At 63.8% G+C, this 20291-nt stretch carries 19 protein-coding genes and 1 pseudogene; 15 read left to right on the forward strand and 5 right to left on the reverse strand.

Annotated features, from left to right (window positions below):
* Positions 1–2 precede the first annotated feature (2 nt).
* Positions 3–1121, forward strand: a complete 1119-nt coding sequence (locus QM797_RS01830; RefSeq protein WP_283273417.1) for a TDT family transporter — start codon at positions 3–5, stop codon at positions 1119–1121.
* A 2-nt stretch (positions 1122–1123) separates the two neighbouring features.
* Here the strand turns inward: QM797_RS01830 and QM797_RS01835 are convergent, their stop codons facing one another.
* Positions 1124–1474: a VOC family protein gene (locus QM797_RS01835; RefSeq protein WP_283273418.1), complete on the reverse strand. Its 351-nt coding sequence runs from the start codon at positions 1472–1474 to the stop codon at positions 1124–1126.
* Positions 1475–1657: 183 nt separating this feature from the next.
* On the opposite strand from QM797_RS01835, the gene QM797_RS01840 reads away from it, so the two are divergent.
* The 6 genes from QM797_RS01840 to QM797_RS01865 all read left to right on the forward strand — a co-directional run bounded on the left by QM797_RS01840 (position 1658) and on the right by QM797_RS01865 (position 9548).
* A complete protein-coding gene (locus QM797_RS01840; protein ID WP_283273419.1) occupies positions 1658–2677 on the forward strand; it encodes an ABC transporter substrate-binding protein in 1020 nt (339 codons plus the stop codon).
* Positions 2643–4283 (forward strand): ABC transporter permease, encoded by a 1641-nt coding sequence (locus QM797_RS01845; RefSeq protein WP_502942250.1) that lies wholly within the window; start codon positions 2643–2645, stop codon positions 4281–4283. The genes QM797_RS01840 and QM797_RS01845 overlap by 35 nt, the downstream gene beginning before the upstream one ends.
* A gap of 14 nt (positions 4284–4297) precedes the next feature.
* Positions 4298–5314, forward strand: a complete 1017-nt coding sequence (locus tag QM797_RS01850; RefSeq protein ID WP_283273422.1) for an ABC transporter ATP-binding protein — start codon at positions 4298–4300, stop codon at positions 5312–5314.
* 219 nt (positions 5315–5533) lie between these two features.
* On the forward strand, positions 5534–6019 hold the full coding sequence (locus QM797_RS01855; RefSeq protein WP_283273423.1) for a MarR family winged helix-turn-helix transcriptional regulator: 486 nt from the start codon (positions 5534–5536) through the stop codon (positions 6017–6019).
* Positions 6020–6076: 57 nt separating this feature from the next.
* Entirely contained in the window at positions 6077–8038 is a 1962-nt protein-coding gene (locus QM797_RS01860; protein ID WP_502942287.1) for an MDR family MFS transporter, read from the forward strand.
* Between the two features lie 106 nt (positions 8039–8144).
* Entirely contained in the window at positions 8145–9548 is a 1404-nt protein-coding gene (locus tag QM797_RS01865) for an outer membrane protein assembly factor BamB family protein (protein ID WP_283273425.1), read from the forward strand.
* A gap of 32 nt (positions 9549–9580) precedes the next feature.
* Here QM797_RS01865 and QM797_RS01870 read toward each other — a convergent pair whose 3' ends face one another.
* Entirely contained in the window at positions 9581–11134 is a 1554-nt protein-coding gene (locus QM797_RS01870) for a succinic semialdehyde dehydrogenase (RefSeq protein WP_283273426.1), read from the reverse strand.
* Between the two features lie 155 nt (positions 11135–11289).
* Here QM797_RS01870 and QM797_RS01875 point away from each other — a divergent pair, with 155 nt between their 5' ends.
* Complete coding sequence (locus QM797_RS01875; RefSeq protein ID WP_283273427.1) at positions 11290–12495, forward strand: lipase family protein; 1206 nt, start codon at positions 11290–11292, stop codon at positions 12493–12495.
* Between the two features lie 141 nt (positions 12496–12636).
* Positions 12637–13389 (forward strand): MerR family transcriptional regulator, encoded by a 753-nt coding sequence (locus QM797_RS01880; RefSeq protein ID WP_283275244.1) that lies wholly within the window; start codon positions 12637–12639, stop codon positions 13387–13389.
* On the opposite strand, the gene QM797_RS01885 is transcribed toward QM797_RS01880, so the two are convergent.
* Together QM797_RS01885 and QM797_RS01890 are read right to left on the reverse strand one after the other, a co-directional pair.
* Positions 13358–13651, reverse strand: a complete 294-nt coding sequence (locus QM797_RS01885) for a WhiB family transcriptional regulator (RefSeq protein ID WP_349307190.1) — start codon at positions 13649–13651, stop codon at positions 13358–13360. The genes QM797_RS01880 and QM797_RS01885 overlap by 32 nt on opposite strands.
* Before the next feature lie 298 nt (positions 13652–13949).
* Positions 13950–14645: pseudogene (locus QM797_RS01890) on the reverse strand (amidohydrolase family protein); the annotation flags it as partial.
* A gap of 176 nt (positions 14646–14821) precedes the next feature.
* Between QM797_RS01890 and QM797_RS01895 the strand changes: the two are divergent.
* Entirely contained in the window at positions 14822–15205 is a 384-nt protein-coding gene (locus QM797_RS01895; RefSeq protein WP_032401464.1) for a DUF5313 family protein, read from the forward strand.
* Between the two features lie 24 nt (positions 15206–15229).
* Positions 15230–15709 carry a ribonuclease E activity regulator RraA gene (gene rraA / locus QM797_RS01900; protein ID WP_283273430.1) on the forward strand — a complete coding sequence of 160 codons (480 nt, stop codon included), beginning with the start codon at positions 15230–15232 and terminating at the stop codon, positions 15707–15709.
* A gap of 51 nt (positions 15710–15760) precedes the next feature.
* Here rraA and QM797_RS01905 read toward each other — a convergent pair whose 3' ends face one another.
* Complete coding sequence (locus QM797_RS01905) at positions 15761–16600, reverse strand: alpha/beta fold hydrolase (protein ID WP_283275245.1); 840 nt, start codon at positions 16598–16600, stop codon at positions 15761–15763.
* A 103-nt stretch (positions 16601–16703) separates the two neighbouring features.
* Here QM797_RS01905 and QM797_RS01910 point away from each other — a divergent pair, with 103 nt between their 5' ends.
* From QM797_RS01910 to QM797_RS01925, 4 genes are all read left to right on the forward strand, one after another.
* On the forward strand, positions 16704–17264 hold the full coding sequence (locus QM797_RS01910; protein WP_283273431.1) for a TetR/AcrR family transcriptional regulator: 561 nt from the start codon (positions 16704–16706) through the stop codon (positions 17262–17264).
* A gap of 45 nt (positions 17265–17309) precedes the next feature.
* Positions 17310–17678: a glyoxalase superfamily protein gene (locus QM797_RS01915; RefSeq protein WP_283273432.1), complete on the forward strand. Its 369-nt coding sequence runs from the start codon at positions 17310–17312 to the stop codon at positions 17676–17678.
* 200 nt (positions 17679–17878) lie between these two features.
* Complete coding sequence (gene thrS, locus QM797_RS01920) at positions 17879–19096, forward strand: threonine--tRNA ligase (RefSeq protein WP_283273433.1); 1218 nt, start codon at positions 17879–17881, stop codon at positions 19094–19096.
* A gap of 46 nt (positions 19097–19142) precedes the next feature.
* The gene (locus QM797_RS01925) at positions 19143–20291 is read left to right on the forward strand and encodes a serine hydrolase domain-containing protein (protein ID WP_283273434.1); all 1149 of its coding nucleotides are present in this window, start codon (positions 19143–19145) and stop codon (positions 20289–20291) included.

Here is a 20291-nt window from a genome sequence, read left to right on the forward strand (position 1 = left end):
ACATGACCGTGACCGTCCCCTCCGCTATCTCGACCGAGCACCTTCCGCATCGCCGAAACTTCGAGCACATCACCCCCAACTGGTTCGCCGCAGTGATGGGGACCGGCATCGTGGCCACCGCTGCCGCGACGTTGCCGGTGCAGTTCCTGGCTCTGCACATCTTCGCGGTCACTGTCTGGGTCTGCGCCGCTGCAGCGCTGGTCGTCATCGGCGGGGCCTTCGCGCTGCACTGGATCGGGCATCGCGACCGGGCCGTCGAGTACGCGCGACACCCGGTGATGGTGCAGTTCTACGGAGCACCGCCCATGGCACTGCTGACCGTCGGTGCAGGCGCCGGTCTCCTCGGAGCGGATGTGCTCGGACCCACCGCGTCGACCGCGCTGTTCGCCCTCCTGTGGATCACGGGAACGCTCGCGGGTCTGTTCACCAGCGTCGCCGTTCCGTATCGAATGATCACCACATCCGACCACCGCGACGTCGCCGCCCTCCCGGCATGGCTGATGCCCGTCGTCCCGCCGATGGTGTCGGCGTCGACCGGGGCCTTGCTGCTCCCCCACGTACCCGAAGGCCAGTGGCGGCTGGCGCTGCTGTGCGCCTGCTACGCGATGTTCGGGCTGTCGCTGATCGTCGGGATGCTCACCATGACGCTGATCTACGGACGCTTGCTACACGGCGGCCTGCCACCCGTCGACGCAGCTCCCACCGTGTGGATCACGCTGGGACTGATCGGTCAATCGATTACTGCGGCAAACCTACTCGGCACCGATGCGTCGATGGTGTTCACCGGTTCACAGGCGTCGATCGCCGTCGGATTACACGTGTTCGGCATCGGCTACGGGCTGATCATGGGCGGCTTCGGCGCGCTGATGTTCGCGCTCGCTGCTGCTCTCACCGTGTACGCGGCGCGCAGAAACATGGGATTCTCCCTGACGTGGTGGTCGTTCACGTTTCCCCTCGGCACCTGCGTCACCGGAGCGACTGCCCTCGGTAATGCCCTCGATTTCGGCGCCGTCCATGCCCTCGCCGTACTGCTGTACGTCGTACTGGTTGCGGCCTGGTTCATCGTCGCCACCCGCACCGTTCGAGGTGTGCTACGAGGAACTTCGCTGCACCCCAACTGATCTCACATGTGTGCGAGCACGTTCACCACATTGCCGCCCGCATCGCGGAAGAAGAATCGACGCACGCCCCATTCCTCGTTGGTGATCTCGTAGACGATTTCGAGGTCTGCATCGACTGCAGCACGATAGGCCGAGTCCACATCGTCCACCTCGATCGACGCCGACGGGTTCACCGGCCCGGTGGGATCGGTCGTGATCAGACTCAGCTGCGCCGAGCTGTCCCCTGACGGTGCGAGCGTCGCGATCCAACCGTGGTTCATCACGACCTCCATCCCGGTGACCTGGACGTACGCGTCCAGCGTCGCATCGAGATCGGTGACCGTGAGCAGGGGCATCGCGCGCACAACGTTCATGTTCGGACTGTATCGCCGAAAGCGTCCCCGCGGGGGCGTCGGTTCTCCCGCACCGTCACACCGACCCAACTGTGTCGTTCACCCCCGCGACACGTGCGGTTCCCACAACACACGCCTGCGTGTCGATTCCGGTCGGAAGCATGAGCAGCTTCCGTGCTCGATATTTCTCAGGAGAAGTCTGAAGTGAACATCGTTTCTCGCGTCACCGCCGGTGGAATCCTCGGTCTCGCAGCCGCTCTCACCCTTGCCTCCTGCTCCGAACCGGCGGCCCCCGACAGCAGCGGCGGTACGAGCGGCACCCTGACGGTCTACACCTCGGAGCCGCAGGCCAAGATCGATGCGCTCAACGCCGAGTTCACCGCCGAGAATCCGGGCATCGACGTGCAGGTGTTCCGTGCAGGCACCGGCGATCTCAACGCGCGCATCGCCTCCGAACGGCAGACCGGTTCCATCGGTGCCGATGTTCTGCTCGCCGCAGACGCTCCGACGTTCGAGAAGTACAAGGCCGACGACCTGCTGTTGCAGTACACCCCGGCCGACGTCGACGCACTCGATAAGAACGTCGTCGATCCCGACGGTTACTACGTGGGTACCCGCATCATCCCGACGGTCATCGCGTACAACACCGGTGCGCTCTCGCAGCCTCCGACGTCGTGGAAAGAACTGGCCGATCCCCAGTACAAGGGCAAGATCACGCTACCCAATCCCGACGTGTCCGGCGCGGCCGCCTTCAACACCGCGGTCTGGCTCGGCCAGCCCGACCTCGGCCTTCCCTGGCTCACCGACCTCGTCGCCAACGAGCCCGTCGTCGCCGAGAGCAACGGCCCGGTCGCTCAGGCCGTCGCGGCCGGCACTGCGCCGGTCGGGATAGTCGTCGATTACCTGGTGCGTGAGCTGGCCGAGAAGGGCTCGCCGATCGCCGCGTCGTACCCCACCGACGGCGTCCCCTACATCTCCGAGCCTGCCGGAATCTTCAAGGACTCCGCCAACCAGGAGGCCGCGCAGAAGTACGTGGACTTCCTGGTCAGCAAGCGCGGTCAGGAGATCGCCGTCGAGCAGCAGTACCTGCCGGTCCGGTCCGATGTCGGCACGCCGGAGGGCGCACCCGCACTCGCCGACATCGAACTGCTGAACCCGGACCTCGATACGATCACTGCCTCGCAGCCCGATGCCGTCCGTACGTTCAACGATCTTCTTGGCTGACCGCGTCACCTGGGTACGCGTCGGCCTGTGGCTGGCCGTCCTGGCTCTGATCGGCGCACCGCTGGCCGCCGTCGTCTCGATCGGCCTGGGCGGCAACCATATTCAGGAATTGGTCGACGGCGGGATCGCCTCTGCCGCCGCGAACAGCGTCGTGTCGGCGGGTGTGTCTGCGGTCGCCGCGGTGGCGCTGGCTACGGTGATGGCCCTCGTATTGGATCGAACCGATCTGCCGGGCCGCTCGGTGTTGCGTCTGATTCTGCTCAGCCCGTTGCTGATTCCGCCGTTCGTCGGCGCGATTGCCTGGACGGGCCTGCTCGGACCGAGCGGAATGCTCAACTCGTACTGGAACGATGCATTCGGCAACGGGCCGTTGTGGAACATCTACGGCGGCGACGGCGTCATCTTCCTGCTCACCGTGCACTCGTATCCGCTTGCCTACCTGATTATTTCGGCGGGACTGCGACGTGTTCCCGGTGATCTGGAACAGGCGGCCCGCATTGCCGGAGCGTCTCCGTGGCGCGCCATGCGCGATGTGACCCTGCCGTTGCTGCGGCCGGCCCTACTGGCCTCACTGACACTGACGGCAGTATCGAATCTTGCCGATTTCGGTATCCCCGCTCTGGTCGGGTTGCCCGAGCGCTACGTCACGCTGTCCACCATGGTGTACCGATACATTCAGTCCGGCACTGTGGAGCGCCCCCTCGAAGTGGTCTCGACCATCGGTATCGGACTCCTCGCACTGGCTGTCGTCGCCGTCGTAATCGACCGGGTTCTGGGCCGTCGCTCCGTTCAGCTCGACGGCGCGGTCACGGCGCAGCAGTTACTTCCGTTGGGGCGCAGTCGAATTGCCGCAGGATTCACTGCATGGGTCCTCGGCCTCGTCCTCACGGTACTGCCGATCCTGGCACTGGCAACGCAGGCGTTGCTTCCGGCCCCCGGTGTTCCGCTCACCTGGGACAACCTCACCCTGGCGAGCATCGAGAGTGCCGTCACCGCACCGGGCACCCTGGTGGGCATTGCGAATTCGGTGACGCTGGCGCTCGGGGCGGCTCTCGTCTGCGGGTTCCTCGGCCTGGCCATCGGGGTACTGACCACGCGCACCCGATCCCGCGACAACGTCGGCCTCGATCTGGCAGCAATGCTGCCGCAGGCGATTCCTGGCCTTGTCATTGCAGTGGGTTGGCTGATCATCGGCCGCTACACCGGTCTGTTCGACACCACATGGGTCATCCTGTGCGCATACGTCATGGCGTTCCTCGCGATCGTCGTGCAAGCAGTGCGAGCGCCACTGAGCTCCACCCCGACAGCCCTCGAAGAAGTCGCCAGGTCCTCCGGTGCGTCACATCTTCGATCGCTGTGGGACGTGCCGTGGAAGATGGCGATCCCCGCCGCAGTCACCGGAGCCGTACTCGTTGCCCTCACTGCAGTGCGGGAGCTGACCATGTCGGTGCTCCTCGTCGCTCCGGGCACGCAGACTCTCGGCGTCTCCATCTTCAACCTGCAGCAGGCCGGCGACTACAACGCCGCCTCCGCCCTGTCCCTACTCGTTGCGCTCGTCGGATTCGCGGGCCTCGGCCTCGTGGCTTCCACCCGAGTCGGACGCTGAGAAAAAGGTACCTGATGTCTGCCATCACGATCGAGCATCTCGGCCTCCGATACCCCGACGGCACTGTCGGTTTGGACGGTATAGACCTCGCCGTCGCCGACGGAGAGTTCGTTGCACTCGTCGGGCCTTCGGGATCGGGGAAGACCACGCTGCTGCGTACCGTCGCCGGTTTCCTGAAACCGACGTCCGGTTCGATCTCGATCGGCGCAGACGTGGTCGCGAGCGAACGGCTCTCGACGCCACCCGAGTCCCGCAAGCTCGGGATGGTGTTTCAGCAACACGCACTGTGGCCGCATCGCACCGTCGGCAGGAACGTCTCCTATCCGCTCGAATTGGCCAAGGTCTCCAAGGCGGAACGCGCGACGAAAGTCGCCGACGTGCTAGACCTCGTCGGGCTTCCGGGGCTCGAAAAACGAGACCCGGCCACTCTCTCCGGCGGCCAGCGGCAACGCGTCGCGCTCGCTCGCGCTCTGGTCTCGTCACCGCGGGCACTGCTACTCGACGAAGCACTCTCGGCATTGGACGAGCCTCTACGCGATCGCCTTCGCCTCGAACTCCGATCTCTCACGCGCGCAGCAGGATTGACCGTCGTACATGTGACGCACGATCGCACCGAGGCCCTCGCTCTCGCAGACCGGGTGGTCGTCCTCGATCAGGGCACCATCGCGCAGATCGGTACACCCGAGGACGTGGTGCGCGCCCCGAAGTCGGCGTTCGTCGCCCGCTTCCTGTCCGACGCCACCCTCGTCGACGGCACCGTCGCGCACGGGACTTTCACCTCAGGCTCTCTCACAGTGGCGTCCGACAGCTCCGGACCCGGGACGCTCGCGGTCCTGCCGACCGATATCGAGATCGTGCCCGACGGCGACATCAGCGGCACCGTGACCTCCTCGCTGTTCGGCCGCGACGCCAGTGATGTCCTGGTGCGCAGCGGCGATGTCGACTTCCGTTGCTCGGTTCGCGGACCGCGTCCCCAAGTGGGCGATGCGGTCACCCTGACCGTTCGCCGGTCGTTCTTCTACGCGCACTAGCTCCCCTGGACCGCGGATCGGCTCCCCAGTTTCGGATTTGTGACTGCGATCGGAGGCACAAATCCATATCCGGGGAGCTGATCCCCCGTTTGGATCTCCCCCGAGCCCCAGCAGTCCCGTCACTGTGACCCACCAGACAGGAATATTATTTGCTTAGCGCATGTATGTATATATATGGTTGCAGACAGCAAGTAAATCGAACCCAGTGTTGGAGTACTCATGGCAGTTCAATCCACGACAGCGGAGTCGCTGGTCGAAGAGGTCTTCCTCTTCGGGCGCACGCTGAAGCGGGCCGTGACCACCGGAGTCGAGGATTCACCGTTGCCGCCTGCGCTGACCGGAGTTCTGGCCATCCTCGCGACCGAAGGTGAATGCAGACAGACCGACCTCGCCAACAGGCTCTGCGTCAGCCAGTCTGCCCTCAGCCGGCAGATCGCGGACCTCGTCGACCTCGGCTACATCGATCGGCATCCCGATCCGGACGACCGAAGGGCGTCCCGGGTCTGCGTGTCGGACGAGGGTCAGGCTCGACTGAAACATATTTGGGACAGGCGAGCACGACGCCTGGCAGAGATGTTGAGCGAGTGGAGTGAAACCGAGGCACTCGATGCCCTCGATTCGATCCGCAAGCTCAACGACACATTCACCGAAGACGCCCACGCCCAGCACCAGGACGTGGCCCGCATTGAATTGATTGCGAGATAAGACATGACAACAGCAGCGGAAAATCCGCCCAATCAGGCAGTCGCCGATCCCGATGCGATGTCGCATCGCCAGATCCTCGAAGCCCTCACCGGTCTGCTGGCCGCGCTGTTCACCGCGCTGCTGAGCACCACCATCGTTTCGACGGCACTGCCGACCATCATCGGTGACCTCAAGGGCTCGCAGACGGCGTACGCCTGGGTCATCACCACCGCCCTGCTGGCCAACGCCGCGTCGACGCCCATCTGGGGCAAGCTCGCCGACCTGTTCAACAAGAAGGTCCTGGTCCAGAGCGCGATCGTCATCTTCGTCGCAGGCTCGCTGATCGCCGGCTTCGCGCACAACGTTCCGCTGCTGCTCGCCGCGCGTGTGGTGCAGGGCATCGGTATGGGCGGTTTGACGGCACTCGTCATCGCCATCATCGGCACCATCGTCTCCCCGCGTGATCGCGGTCGCTACTCGGGCTACACCGGCGCTGTCATGGCCGTGTCGATGTCCGGTGGCCCCATCCTGGGCGGCGTCATCGTGGACAGCCCCCTCGGCTGGCGCTGGTGCTTCTTCGTCTGCGTGCCGCTGGCTGTCATCGCCCTCGGTCTGCTGCAGAAAACGCTGCACATCAAGACCGTCCGCAAGGACAACGTCTCCATCGACTGGCTCGGCGCACTGCTGCTCACCGCAGGCGTTTCCGTTCTCCTCGTGTGGGTTTCGTTCGCAGGCAAGGCGGACTACTACGACTGGATCTCCCGTGAGACCGCTTACCTGGTCGGCGGCGGAGTCCTGCTGCTCGCCGCGACGATCATCGTCGAGGCTCGTCACAAGTCGCCGATCATCCCGCTCAAGATCGTCACCGAGCGCACCACCGGCCTGGCCATCGTCGCGTCCATCGCCGTCGGCGTCGGCCTCTTCGGAGCCACCACCTTCCTCGGCCAGTACTTCCAGACTGCTCGCGGCTACACCCCCACCGAAGCCGGATTGCTCTCCATCCCACTGGTGTTCGGCATGCTCGTCGCCTCCGTGGGTTCCGGTCAGCTCATCACCAAGTTCGGTAAGTGGAAGCCGTTCATCGTTACCGGCTCCGTTCTTCTGGTCGTCGGGTTCCTGCTCCTGGGCACGATCGATCACGCCACCAGCCTGGTCACGGTCGGCATCTTCATCACCATCGTCGGTCTCGGTACCGGCATGCTGATGCAGAATCTCGTTCTCGCAGTGCAGAACACGGTCAGCGTGCAGAACGTCGGCGCAGCATCGTCGACGGTTGCCTTCTTCCGCACCTTCGGCGGCGCGATCGGCGTCTCGGTTCTCGGTTCGCTACTCGCAACCCGGGTCGCCGAGAAGTCGGCCAGCGGTTTGGCGCAGCTCGGCGTGGACGGCTCGGCCAGTGGTGGCGGATCGCTCGACCTGACCTCGCTGCCCGAACCGATCGTCAATGTCATCCGCACCGCCTACGGTGATGCGACCGGACGCATCTTCATGATCGCCGGCTTCGTTGCGATCATCACGCTGATCGCAGTGATCTTCATCCCGAATCGCCCACTGCGCCAGACGATCGACATTGCCTCGACTCCCGCAACAGGACCGGTGGACGAGACGAAGGATCAGTTCGCCGAGATCCCGTCCTTCGGTGCGACTCAGGAGTACGTCTCGACCGACTACGAGACCGAGTACGAAACCGATCGCCGCATCGAGAATCGCCGCATCGAGGGTCGGCACGAGGCCCAGCCGGGCCAGCGCCCCTTCGAGGGCCTGAGCACCGACGCACGTGATCGACTGCTCGCCCTGCTGCTGCCCGAGCCCAAGGACACGTTGGCCGCACTCGACGAGGCCGAGACAATTCGCGCCGAAGTTGTTGCACTGCAGCAGGAACTGGACGCGAAGATGATCGATTTCGACGCAGTGTGCGAGCGGCTTCGTCGCCTCGGACTCAGCGAGGAGCAGATTGCTCGGGTGTTGGGAGACAACCACATTCCCGACAGTCGCAATCACTACGCGAATGCCGGACTGAACGGCCACAGCGTCAACTAGGCCCGACACGACGAAGGATTCCCCGCACCCCCATCGGGAGTGCGGGGAATTTTCGTTCTCTATGCTGGCAGAACAGACCGCCCACCTTTTCCCGGGAGCACCTTCCATGACACGTCGTTCCCAGTCGTCCGCCGCCGCGGTGCTCCTGGCAGCAACAATCGCCTGCGCGGCGTGCGCGGCCGAGAAACAGCCGCCTCCGGCCGGCACCCCGGTCGACGGTGCCACCGGCGCGGCACCCGGTCTGGGATGGACCCTGTCGCCCTCGGACCTCGACGTGTCGGACGGGCAATTCCGCGATCCCGTGCGAGGCAGCGAGACCGACTCGATGGAGTCCGGTTCCATCACCGACGGGTCGACGGTCGTCACGCTCATCGGCCGTCCGGACGGACGGGAGTACCTCGACGCCGCCCTAGTTGGTCTCGATATCGCCGACGGGGCGGTGCGCTGGCGTGTTCCCGCGGACGACATCGTCGGTTGCGGCAAGGAGTTCGTCGACGAACAGATCGTCTGCTATCGCGGAGAAGGCTCGGGTTCCGAAATCCTCACTGTCGACGGTGAATCCGGCGAGTCGACCACTCTGGACGCAACATTCTCCATCACGAATCTGACGACGTCCGGCGGCCACGTCTACACCTCGCATGCGGCAGATGATGATGATGCCGAGCCGACGGTATCGCGCGGCACCGCGGACGCTCTCGACGCAGACTGGTCGGTGCAGTTCGATTCGACGAACCCGCAGTCGGCCTCCACCCTGCACACGGAGAACGGAATCGGACTGTTCGACGACGATCAGGGTCTGTTCGCCTTCGACCTCGACACCGGCGACAACCTCTGGTCCAGAACAGCTCCCGATTGCGCGCGCTCCGGCGCTGCCTCGCTCGATGGCAGAGTTCGGGTGGTACGGACGGACTGCTCCGACCCCAGCACCGTCACGGGTTCGGAGGTCGTCGATACCGATGGATCCGTCCTCGCGGCAACGGATTCCGTCACCGTGCAGCAACCCACATTCGATTCACCGTCGGAGGCCGGCCCCGTGCTACTCGGCACCGGCGGCTACCAGCCGCCCTATCCCGATCCGGTGTGGACCAATGACGTTCTGGTCTGGGCTGTTCCAGCAGATATCTCCGAACCCGCCGCGAAGTTCTTGGCAACGAACGGTCTCGCCTACGCCGTCGCGGGTTCGGTGGCGCTGCTCCGCAACAACGACACAGCCACCGAATCCGCAATCGACCTCGACACCGGAGCCACGTTGTGGAGTCGCGAGTCGGGCGAATTCGCCGAGGTCGGCGCACTGGACGGCGGTGTCGCCACTCTCTTCGGCCCCGAGGTACTACGAGGCATCGACGTCAGAACCGGAAACATCGTCTGGGACATACCCACGACCGCACTCGACGACGAGGGAATCGATCTGCAGTCGTGGCCAGTGTTCGACCGAGTCGATGCTGACTCGATCTACACCGACTCCATTTACACCAGGGCACTGAGCATCTCGGTCCTACGAGCGATGTAGAACCTCCCCCGCCTTCGGCGCTACGAGCCTGTCTACCGACCCGGGATGTACTTCAGCGCCTTGACGAACGGCGGCATGATCTTCGCCCACAACTTCGGCGGAAGTCCGCGCGGTCCACCGAGATTGAGCAGACGCGTCGTGGCGATCGTCTGCGATTCCGTGTACTTGAGCAAACCCTCGGTGCCGTGCCTGCGGCCCATCCCGGACACGCCCATGCCGCCCATCGGCGCACCGGTGGTTCCCCACGTCGGCGCGTAGCCCTCGTCGACGTTCACGGTGCCCGAATGCAGCCGCGCCGCAATGGCTTCGCCCTGCGCCTTGGTCTTCGCCCACACACTGGCGTTGAGTCCGTACTCGGTGTCGTTGGCCTTCTCGATGGCCTCGTCGACGTCGGTGACGGGGTAGATCGAGACCAGCGGGCCGAAGGTCTCCGTTGCCGCGCACTCCATATCCTCGGTCACGTTCGCCAGTAAGGTCGGCTCGTAGAACAGCGGGCCGATGTCGGGGCGGGCTTTACCGCCTGCGATCACGGTAGCGCCCTTGACCTTTGCATCGTCGACGTGAGCCGAGACGGTCTTGATCTGGTCCTCGGAGATGAGGCTGCCCATTTCGACGCCGAATTCGTAGTCGGCTCCGAGGGTCATGTTGCGCACCCGCTGACCGAATTTTTCGGTGAACTCTGTGGCGATCGACTTCTCGACGTAGATACGTTCGATGGAGATACAGAGCTGGCCGGAGTTGGAGAAGCAGGCCCGGACGGCCGCGTCGGACACTTCCCGCAAGTTGGCGCCCTTGGCGACGATCATCGCGTTCTTGCCACCGAGCTCGGCCGAGAACCCGATGAGACGACGCCCCGCCTGCTCGGCCAGCAGCTGACCGGTGGCGGTGGAGCCGGTGAACATGACGTACTCGGTGTTCTCCACCAATGCGGTTCCCACCACCGAACCCGGACCCGGCACCACGGCGAACAGGTCGCGGGGCAGGCCCGCCTTGTAGAGCAGTTCGACACATGCGAGGGCGCAGTACGGCGTCTGGCTGTCGGGCTTGAGTACCACTCCGTTGCCCGCCAGCAGGGCCGGAATAGCGTCCGACACTGCGAGTGTCATCGGGTAGTTCCATGGGGAGATGATCCCGACGATTCCCTTGGGCTGATACCGGACTCGCGTCTTGGTCAGCACCGGCAGCATGCCGGTGACCTTCTTGGGTGCCAGCAGCTTCGCGGCGGTGCGCGCGTAGTGCCGCGAGGTCATCGCGATGTCGAGAACTTCCTCGAGAGCCGCGGCGCGGGACTTGCCGGTCTCGGCCTGCGCCATGTCCATCAGCTCGCCGCGGTGGGCGAGCACCAGGTCTCGGTAGCGGTGGAAGATCTCCGCCCGCTCGGACACCGGGCGCTTGGCCCATGCCGCCTGAGCTGCGCGAGCGCGTGCAATCGCTGCCGTCGCATCGGCAGCGGTACCGACCGGGATGGTCGCCATCTCCTTGCCGGTGAACACCTCGGTGATCGTTTTCGTCGGCCGCGATTCGGCGTCGGGAATGGCGATGAGATCAGCGAGCCGGGAGAAGGTCGAGGCGGACGGTGCAGGCATTTCGATGTCCCTACTGGTGAGTAGTGTTCGGAGTAACAGACAACCTACCTGGTCTTCGGCTCAGTTCACAGGGTCGAAGTCGGCCCATCCTGTGGCACGATGGGCAGTGGTCTGCCGGACGTCGGGGCGTACGGAGCTACTGGGGTGGGAATTACATGCGCAAGGCATTCGTTTTGGCCGGAGCTGCAGCATTGATGTTGTCGTTCGCAGGGTCGGCTCAAGCAGATCCTCTTCAGGACTTCATCTCGCCGCCGAGCGATCCCGCTGCGTACCTCCCCACCTCACTCGGTGATCCCTGGTTCGATCCGCCTGCCGGCTACGAGAATCTCCAGCCCGGCGCTGTCCTCAACCGACGAGATGTCGCGGTGACACCCGGGGCGTCGTCGGTGCAGTTGCTCTTCCGCTCGACCGACTCCAAGAACCGGCCCATCGCGGCGGCGACGACTGTTCTGACTCCCAACGCGCCGTGGACCGGAGGCGGTGACCGTCCCGTCATCGCGTACAACGAGGCAACGGACTCGCTCGGAAACGAGTGCGCGCCGTCGTACACACTCCCCCGCGGCAACAACAAAGAGATCGATCAGGTAAGGATTCTGCTCGACCGGGGCTACACCGTGGTCGTCACCGACTATCAGGGTCCACGGCAGGCCTACTCGGCCGGCCTCGTCTCCGGACACACCGTGCTCGACGGCCTCCGAGCCTCCCAGAGCGCAGGAGTGGGCGCGGATGCACCGATCGGCATCACCGGCTACTCCGGCGGTGCCATCGCCTCGGGTTGGGCAGCGCAGTTGGCCCCCGAATACGCACCGGAGTTGAACATCGCCGGCGTCGCGTTCGGCGGTCCGCCGACCGACTACAAGATTCTGCAGACCTCGTTGAACGGTCAGATCGGATCGGGCTTGTTCACTGCGGCGACGATCGGATTGTCCCGGGAGTACCCCGAGATGCGGCAGCTCGCCAACGACAACGGCAAGCGGCTGGCTCTGGCGCAGAAGGATCAATGCGTAGATGTGTTGTCCTACACGGGACTACTGCTGTTGGACCAGCGAAACCTCTCCAACGTCCCTGATGTCTTCGAGCATCCGATCACCAAGGCCATCGTCGAGGAAAACCGGATGGGCCAGAAGAAGCCGGACGCGCCGGTGTACATCTACCAGGGCCTGCAGGACTTCCTCATCCCCAAGGAAGGGCCCGAGGCCGTGCAGGACCAGTGGTGCGCCGCAGGCGCTTCGGTCCATCTCGAAGAGGTCCCGGGAGATCACACACTCGCCCAGTCCAACGGCCGTCCCGGCGCATACGATTGGCTCGCGCAACGCCTCGCCGGCGTGCCGACCTCCGGTTGCGAACGCGTCATCAGGTAGGAGTGGAGCCTGCGGAACGACCCGGGAGGCTAGGAGTGGAGCCTGCGGAACGACCCTGGAGGCTCGCAACTTGACCCTCACGCCACGGGAGGCAGCACAGTGTCCTTCGTGAGTGATTCGTCCGCGAACGGTTCGGCAGGTATGCAGGTCGGCGCGGTCTCGAAGTTGGTGGGTGTCAGCGTCAGAACGCTGCATCATTACGACGAGATCGCGTTGGTGGTGCCGTCTGGGAGAACCCCCAAGGGCTATCGGACGTATTCGTCGGTCGATGTCGAACGGCTGCATCAGGTACTGACCTACCGCGAACTCGGGTTTCCGCTCGAGGTCATTGCAGCGTTGCTCGACGATCCGGCGGTCGACGCGATGGCGCATCTACGTCGGCAACGCGACCTGCTCAGCGAGCGGATCGATCACTTGCACGCAATGGCTGCGGCCGTGGACAAGATGATGGAGGCGAAGAAGATGGGTATGCAACTGACTCCCGAGGAGCAGCGCGAAATTTTCGGCGACAACTGGCCCGGCGAGGAGTACGCCGAGGAAGCCGAGCAACGCTGGGGCGAGACCGACGAGTGGAAGCAGTCGCAGCAGCGAACGGCGTCGTTCACCAAGGACGATTGGAAGGCCGTCAAGGCCGAAACGGATCTTCTCGAGGCGGATCTCGCGGCCGCGATGCAGCGGGGTGTGTCGCCCGATTCCGCCGAGGCCGGGTTACTGGCCGAGCGTCATCGGGCTTCCATCGAGCGGTACTACGACTGCGGTTACGAGATGCAGGTGAACCTGGCGGAGATGTATATCGCCGACGAGCGATTTGCCAAGCATTACAACGATATTGCTGCCGGACTTGCGCAGTACCTTCGCGACGTCATTGTCGCGAACGCTGCTCGTCAGGGTTGACGCCAGCCATCGCGGACCGCTCGTGTGCGGTCGATCCACCCCAGACTCCATGCCTTTCGTCCGTGTCGAGTGCGTGTTGCAGACAACGCACGATCACAGGGCATCGACTGCACACGAGCTTGGCCTGTCGCTCCAGGTTTCTCAGCGAGTATCCCCGCAGCCCCAGGGGTGGGTAGAACATCGAAACCGGCATCGAGCGGCAGGCGGCATTCATCTGCCAATCCCAGTGTTCGGAGATCGTTTGCAGTGCTTGCGCTTTCATCGGCACAATCCACCTCTTCCGGATCAGAGATCGAGCAGTCGGCGGGCGTTGCCGGAGGTGGCCGCGCGCCAGTTCTCGAGTCCGCCGTTCGCGGCACCGGCGTCGAGGGATCGCAGTTGCTCCTGCACGCCGGAGATCGGCGTGAAGCAGTAGTCACTGCCGTACACCAGCCGATCGGGTCCGACGGTGGACAACAGCGCGGGCAGCTGCCGCGGGACCGGCGTGCCGGCGAGGTCGAACCACAAGCGCTGCAGTACATCCGGCGTCGTCGGCGCCCCAAGCCGACCTGTGTCCGAAAGAAGTCGACCCGATCCGCCAGTAGCGGCAGTACCCCGCCTCCGTGAGTGAACACCCAACGGATGTTCGGGAATCGGTCGACCACACCCAACAGAATCAGGTCGACGACGGTTCGTGCTGTGTCGAAGAGGAATTCGATCATCGGTGCCGGGCGCCCGAGAGAGACTGCAGCAGAATTCGGCGGCGACGTCGGATGCACGAACACGACTGCCGATCGCGCATCCAACGCGGCGAGCAGCGGCGTCAGCACGGCGTTGCCCAGGTACATTCCGCCGGCGTTCGACATCACCGTCACTCCGTCGGCACCGAGCTGATCGAGCGCACGGATGGCCTCGACCGTCGAGTCGACGACGTTCGGCAGCGGTAGCGATGCGAAAAGTCCGAGGCGTGGCTGACCCTCGACCACCCCGGCCCCGAAGTCGTTGACGCGTCGTGCAAGGTCGGCAGCCTTGCCGTCGTTGCCGAAATGCACTCCGGGCGACGAGACGGACAAGATCGCACTGTCGATGCCGCAGCCGTCCATCATCTGCAGGTGTTCGCCCACCGACCAGCTCGGCCACTTCGGCATGCCGTCGGGAAACGCGATGCCCGACGCAAGGGCCTCCCTCAGGTAGAAGTCGGGAACCATATGAGAATGGACGTCGATCACCCAGCCGGTGCCTGGAGTGGGCGTTGCCGATGCCGTTGCTGACGTCATCGCTGAGAGGGCGGCACCCGAGATCGTTGCGGCACCGAGCGCTCCGAGCAGGGTTCTGCGATCGATCACAGTCGAAGTCCTTCTGTCGGCATCCGTAACTGACGCTATCGTCACATATGAGATAAACCGCAGTCAACGGTGACTTCTACCAACTCCGGTGGGACTAGCATTGCGCGATGACCACCGAACGCACGACGCCCACCCCCCTGCAGTTTCTGGGCTATTCGTTCGGACGCACCCTGCCCGAGTCGATGCAGGACTGGGTTCGCAAGGATCTCGTGGGCAACGGTGCCCAGGTCCGCTACATCGCCCGATTCATCGTGCCGATCATTCCGCTACTGCTGCTCTTCCTGCTGATTCCGGGTCCGCTGTGGATGTCGCTCGCGATGATGTCGCTGCTGTTCATCCCGCTGGTGTACTTCTCGATTGCCCTGATGAACGTCTATCGGCGGCATCGTCTGCTGATCCACGGCCTCGACCCGCAGTTGATCAACGCCAAGGCGCAGAGCCGCGTCGACCGCACTCGCGACGACTACGAACGGCGTCACGGCCGGGGCTGATGAGCGAGCGATAGTCTGTGCCGCATGACTTCACCTGTGGAATTCAAGGCAACAGCTGATCTGGCCGACGAGATCGGTCCCGAGATCCGCAGCTGCGACACCCAGTTCATCCAGTTCGGCAATCACACCGAGTTCGCGGGACCGATCACCACCATCCGCTGCTTCCAGGACAACCTACTGGTCAAGCAGACGCTCGGCGAGCCCGGCAACGGTGGCGTCCTGGTGGTCGACGGCGATGCCAGCGTTCACACCGCCCTCGTCGGCGACATCATCGCCGGCCGCGGCGTCACCAACGGTTGGGCGGGCGTCATCGTCAACGGTGCGGTGCGCGACTCCGCGATCCTGCGCACACTCGAGATCGGTGTCAAAGCGCTGGGGACCAACCCGCGCAAGAGCACGCAAACCGGCTCGGGTGAGAAGAACGTACCCGTGAGCTTCGGCGGCATCACATTCAACCCGGGAGAGATCGTCTACAGCGACCACGACGGCGTAGTCGCGGTCTAGGCCGACGCGAAAGGGACGGCGGGCGCGCCGTCCCTTCCTGCGGTGTCGGTCCTACTTCACGAACGCGAGCAGCGCGTCGTTCACTTCCTGGAAGTGCGTCCACAGCAGTCCATGCGGTGCGCCCTCGACCTCGACGTACTTCGCCTCGGGGAACGCCTCATGGAACGGACGGCCCGTCGAATCGATCGGCAGAATGTTGTCCGCGGTTCCGTGCAGGATCAGCGTGGGCTTGCCGGATTCACGTACCTTCGCGACATCTGCGCGGAAGTCCTCGAGCCAGGTGGGTACCACGGCGTACGCCGCGACAGGTGCGCTGGTGGTGGCAGTGTTCCAGCTGGCGCGCACGGTGGCCTCGCTGATGCGGGTACCGAGGTTTTCGTCGAGGTTGTAGAAGTCCTTGTAGAAATTGTCGAACCAGGTGAACCTGTCTTCGCGGGCTGCGGTCTCGATGCCGTCGAACACCGACTGCGGGACGCCGGTGGGGTTGTCGTCGGTCTGCAGCAGGAACGGCTCGAGGGATGCGAGAAACGCGAACTTCGCGACGCGATCCGTGCCGTACTTCGCGGCGTATCGAGCCAGTTCACCTGTGCCCATGGAGAATCCGACCAGAATGACATCGTTGAGATCCAGCTCGGTGAGCACCTTGTCCAGGTCTGCGGCGAAGGTGTCGTAGTCGTACCCGACGGTGGGCTTACTCGACTGCCCGAACCCACGACGGTCGTAGGTGATGACGCGGTACCCGGCGTCGAGCAGCGCGCGCGACTGACGTTCCCAGGAGTTGCCGTCGAGTGGATAGCCGTGGATGAGCACGACGGGTTGGCCGGTGCCGTGATCCTCGTAGTAGACCTCGACGGGGGTGGAGTTCTCGGTTCCGACGTTGATGTACGCCATGATCCTGCCTTCCTGTGTCCTGAACATCGAGCGGGAGAACGGTCGTTCTCTCCACATGTGGACTACTGTAGAGAACGTTGGTTCTCTCGGCAAGGGGTAAGCGATGACCAGTACGGAAATCGGACGGGCACAGGTGGTGAACGCCGCGGACGAACTGTTCTATGCGCGCGGCATCCAGGCGGTGGGTATGGACGAGTTGCGTGCCAAAGCCGGCATCTCCCTCAAGCGTCTGTACACGCTCTTTCCCTCGAAAACCGCCATCGTCGCCGAGGTTCTTCGTGGTCGCACCCAGCAGTGGAACGACGGCATCCACGCCGAGGCCGCCGCACACGAATCCCCTCGGGAGAAACTGCTGTCGATCTTCGACTTCTTGGACCACTGGTTTCGCCAGGACGACTTCCGCGGGTGCGCCTTCATCAACTCGTTCGGCGAACTCGGCGCAACCATGCCCGAGGTCGCCGACGCCGCGCATCAGCACAAGAAGAGTTTCATCGAGTACGTCACTCGATTGGCCGTCGAAGCCGGATGCGAGCCGACCGTCGGGCTGCAGATCGCTTTGCTTGCCGAAGGTGCGCAGACCACCGCAGCCATCACCGAACTGGCCGAATCTGCTTCTGCAGCAAAGGCTGCGGCCGAGGTCCTGTTGAATTCGACCGCCGAGTAAAGCGGCCCTGGTGCGGACTGCCCTGAACATGTCACACTCGATGCCATGAAGGCATTTGGCCCAGCCGTTCCGATTCTGCGCATTTTCGACGATGTCGAAGCGCGCGCGTTCTATCTGGACTATCTGGGCTTTTCGGTCGAATGGGAACATCGATTCGAGCCGGATCTGCCGCTGTACATTCGCATTTCACGCGGCGAGTGCATCCTGGATCTGTCCCAGCACTACGGAGACGGCACCCCGGGATCGTCCGTCTGGATACCGATCGTGGATGTCGTGTCCTTCAATGCCGAACTGCTGCAGAAGAACAACCCACGCAGCCGACCCGGAATCGATCACACTGCGCCGGGTGGGCCGACCATGACAGTGATAGACCCGTTCTCGAATCATCTCAGCTTCTGCCAGGTCGATCGCTGACGGCCCTTGCCAGCTGTCACACTAGCGTTGTACCGTCGAATCCATGATGCACCTGCAGCCATTGACGACGACGCCGGTTTTCTTCCGGCGTCCGAACTAGGCCTGTACCGCCCCTGTTTCGACGAACCCCGGGAGTTGTTGCCCCGGGGTTCTTGCATATCTGGGCACTTCTTCTGGGCCACAGCAGAAGTGGAGTACCCATGAAGTCCGACCACAGCCAGCTCGGTCGCGAGTTGGATTTGTTTGCAACCAGCCCGGCCATCGGTGCCGGTCTACCCGTTTGGCTCCCTGACGGCGCAATCATCCGAGCGGAACTCGAGAGACTGGCGGTCGAGGAATCAGCGCGCTCGGGCTGTCTCGGCGTGTACACGCCGGTTCTGGCGAAACGCTCGCTGTTCGAGAGGTCTGGCCACTGGGACAAATTTTCAGCCGATATGTTCCCACCGATGCGCATCGGTGGTGAGGAATTCGTTCTACGACCGGCCAATTGCCCACACCACACCCAGGTTTTCGATGCCCGTGGGCGCAGCTTTCGCGACCTTCCGTTTCGAATATCGGAGCTGGGGTCGATGTTCCGAAGTGAACTATCCGGTGTGCTGGGCGGATTGACCCGAGTTCGGCAGATCTCACTCGACGACGCGCATGTGTTCTGCACCCCGGATCAGGTTGGAGACGAAGTTCGACTGGCTCTCGCCTCCATCGAAAGATGTTACCACGTACTAGGACTCGTTCCGTTGTTCAGACTGTCGGTCCGGGGCAGGACTGGACGCTACCTGGGTGACACCGCGCAGTGGAGTGCCGCCGAGTGGCAGCTACGCGCGGCACTGGGTGATCGTGAGTTCACCGTCGGCGAGGGAGATGCCGCCTTCTACGGACCGAAGATAGATGTACAGGTCGCCGGTCATCAGGAGACTGTGTCGACCGTGCAGATCGATTTCAATCAGCCCGAGCGGTTCGGCCTCGAATACACCGGGTCCGACGGTGAGAAGCACCGACCGGTGATGATTCACCGCGGGGTTCTCGGGTCGATGGAACGACTTACCGCCATGCTGATAGACCGTCATGCAGGTCGGATGCCACCGTGGCTCGCTCCGCGGCAGGTGGCCGTCATCTCCGTGGGTAGTTCGCATTCGCGGGCGGCGCGGGACCTGGTCGCCCGACTGCACGATGCATCGGTTCGCGCCCAGATTCTCGAGGAGGGTTCACTGGGCGGACGTATTCGGAGTGCGAGACTTCATCGCGACCCGTACATCGCGGTCATCGGTGATCGCGAGCGAGACAGCAACTCCGTTGCAGTGTCGTACAGTGCGCTGAACGCGAAAGCCGTACTGGACACAGACGTGTTCATCGAAGCCGTGCAACGCGATATACACACTCGTGCTCTGCTTCCCGCTATCCCGGACAGGGAGAATCACTGACATTTGACACTGAAATTCTCGGTTGCACGGCGATAGCGTCGAAGACATGAGCAAGCTACGAGTCCTCGCCGCCCTCACCGTCTCGACGTCCCTGCTGTTCAGTGGATGCACATCGTCCGACGAGCCATCGGCCGTCCAGGCGACCACTACGACGACGTCGAGCGGGAACATCAGAACCGACTACGTGCAGGCTGCCCTGGACGCGCTGGTCGATACTGGATCCGTCGCCGCTGTTGCGCAGGTACGCGACGGCGAGAATTCGTGGTCGGGAGCCGCCGGCCTCGTCGAGCGCGACGGTACCGAGGCTGCGTCCGCAGATGACCCGGTCCGAATCGCCAGCATCACCAAGTCGATGGTTGCTGCCGTGTTGCTTCAACTTGTGGACGAGGGGAAGCTTCAGCTCGATCAGCAGGTCGACGAGCTGCTACCCGGCCTGCTGCCCAAGCCGGTCACCGTCCGTCAGTTGCTCGATCACACCAGCGGCATACCCGATTACCTGGTCGGCTTCGACTCTGCGGAGCAGATTGCCGCACGCTCCGCCGATTCGGTTACCGACGACGAATTGATCTCCCAGGCCCTGGCCATGCCCTGGACGACTGAGCCCGGTCAGGAGTTCAGCTACTCGAACACGAACTACGTTCTACTCGGCCGCATCATCGTCGAGGTGGACAGCAAGTCCATCGGACAATCGTTGCGGGACAGAGTGTTCGATCCGCTGCAGATGAACGACACCACCTACCCCACCGATGCCGCCATCGCCGACGACGCCCTGCACGGATACGTTGCCGAGAACGGAACCTACACCGACGTCACCGATTTCGACGCCGGCATCTGGTCCTCGGGTGCCGCCGTGGTCTCGACCGTCGGAGACATGAATACTTTCTTCCGAGCACTCTTCGACGGCACTTTGCTCCCGCAGAATCTGATCGACGAGATGCAAGTCGTCACACCGACCGGCTACGGACTCGGCCTGCTGCTTGGCGGTGACGCGTGCAACCCGGGATCGGGCGAGCTCGTGTTCGGCCAGCGCGGCAATGGGTTCGGCTACCGCACCTTCGCATTCTCGAGCCCCGACGGACAGCGTCAGGTATCGCTGGCCTGGACCGCGGCAGCTCCGAATCCGGCCGTCGATCCACTCGAACAGCCGGCCACTGAAGCACTGATCGCCGGACTCACCTCGACCTGCCCCGCGTAG

It is taken from the genome of Rhodococcus sp. IEGM 1381, from assembly GCF_030056795.1.
In the GTDB taxonomy this organism is placed as follows: domain Bacteria; phylum Actinomycetota; class Actinomycetes; order Mycobacteriales; family Mycobacteriaceae; genus Rhodococcoides.

Bases quoted from the DNA above. Each gene is read 5' to 3' on its own strand.
- QM797_RS01865 (WP_283273425.1), top strand. From the start codon at position 8,145: ATGACACGTCGTTCCCAGTCGTCCGCCGCCGCGGTGCTCCTGGCAGCA.
- QM797_RS01880 (WP_283275244.1), top strand. From the start codon at position 12,637: ATGCAGGTCGGCGCGGTCTCGAAGTTGGTGGGTGTCAGCGTCAGAACG.
- QM797_RS01925 (WP_283273434.1), top strand. From the start codon at position 19,143: ATGAGCAAGCTACGAGTCCTCGCCGCCCTCACCGTCTCGACGTCCCTG.
- QM797_RS01895 (WP_032401464.1), top strand. From the start codon at position 14,822: ATGACCACCGAACGCACGACGCCCACCCCCCTGCAGTTTCTGGGCTAT.
- thrS (WP_283273433.1), top strand. From the start codon at position 17,879: ATGAAGTCCGACCACAGCCAGCTCGGTCGCGAGTTGGATTTGTTTGCA.
- rraA (WP_283273430.1), top strand. From the start codon at position 15,230: ATGACTTCACCTGTGGAATTCAAGGCAACAGCTGATCTGGCCGACGAG.
- QM797_RS01910 (WP_283273431.1), top strand. From the start codon at position 16,704: ATGACCAGTACGGAAATCGGACGGGCACAGGTGGTGAACGCCGCGGAC.
- QM797_RS01860 (WP_502942287.1), top strand. From the start codon at position 6,077: ATGTCGCATCGCCAGATCCTCGAAGCCCTCACCGGTCTGCTGGCCGCG.
- QM797_RS01855 (WP_283273423.1), top strand. From the start codon at position 5,534: ATGGCAGTTCAATCCACGACAGCGGAGTCGCTGGTCGAAGAGGTCTTC.
- QM797_RS01885 (WP_349307190.1), bottom strand. From the start codon at position 13,651: ATGAAAGCGCAAGCACTGCAAACGATCTCCGAACACTGGGATTGGCAG.
- QM797_RS01830 (WP_283273417.1), top strand. From the start codon at position 3: ATGACCGTGACCGTCCCCTCCGCTATCTCGACCGAGCACCTTCCGCAT.
- QM797_RS01875 (WP_283273427.1), top strand. From the start codon at position 11,290: ATGCGCAAGGCATTCGTTTTGGCCGGAGCTGCAGCATTGATGTTGTCG.
- QM797_RS01845 (WP_502942250.1), top strand. From the start codon at position 2,643: ATGCCGTCCGTACGTTCAACGATCTTCTTGGCTGACCGCGTCACCTGG.
- QM797_RS01915 (WP_283273432.1), top strand. From the start codon at position 17,310: ATGAAGGCATTTGGCCCAGCCGTTCCGATTCTGCGCATTTTCGACGAT.
- QM797_RS01870 (WP_283273426.1), bottom strand. From the start codon at position 11,134: ATGCCTGCACCGTCCGCCTCGACCTTCTCCCGGCTCGCTGATCTCATC.
- QM797_RS01835 (WP_283273418.1), bottom strand. From the start codon at position 1,474: ATGAACGTTGTGCGCGCGATGCCCCTGCTCACGGTCACCGATCTCGAT.
- QM797_RS01905 (WP_283275245.1), bottom strand. From the start codon at position 16,600: ATGGCGTACATCAACGTCGGAACCGAGAACTCCACCCCCGTCGAGGTC.
- QM797_RS01850 (WP_283273422.1), top strand. From the start codon at position 4,298: ATGTCTGCCATCACGATCGAGCATCTCGGCCTCCGATACCCCGACGGC.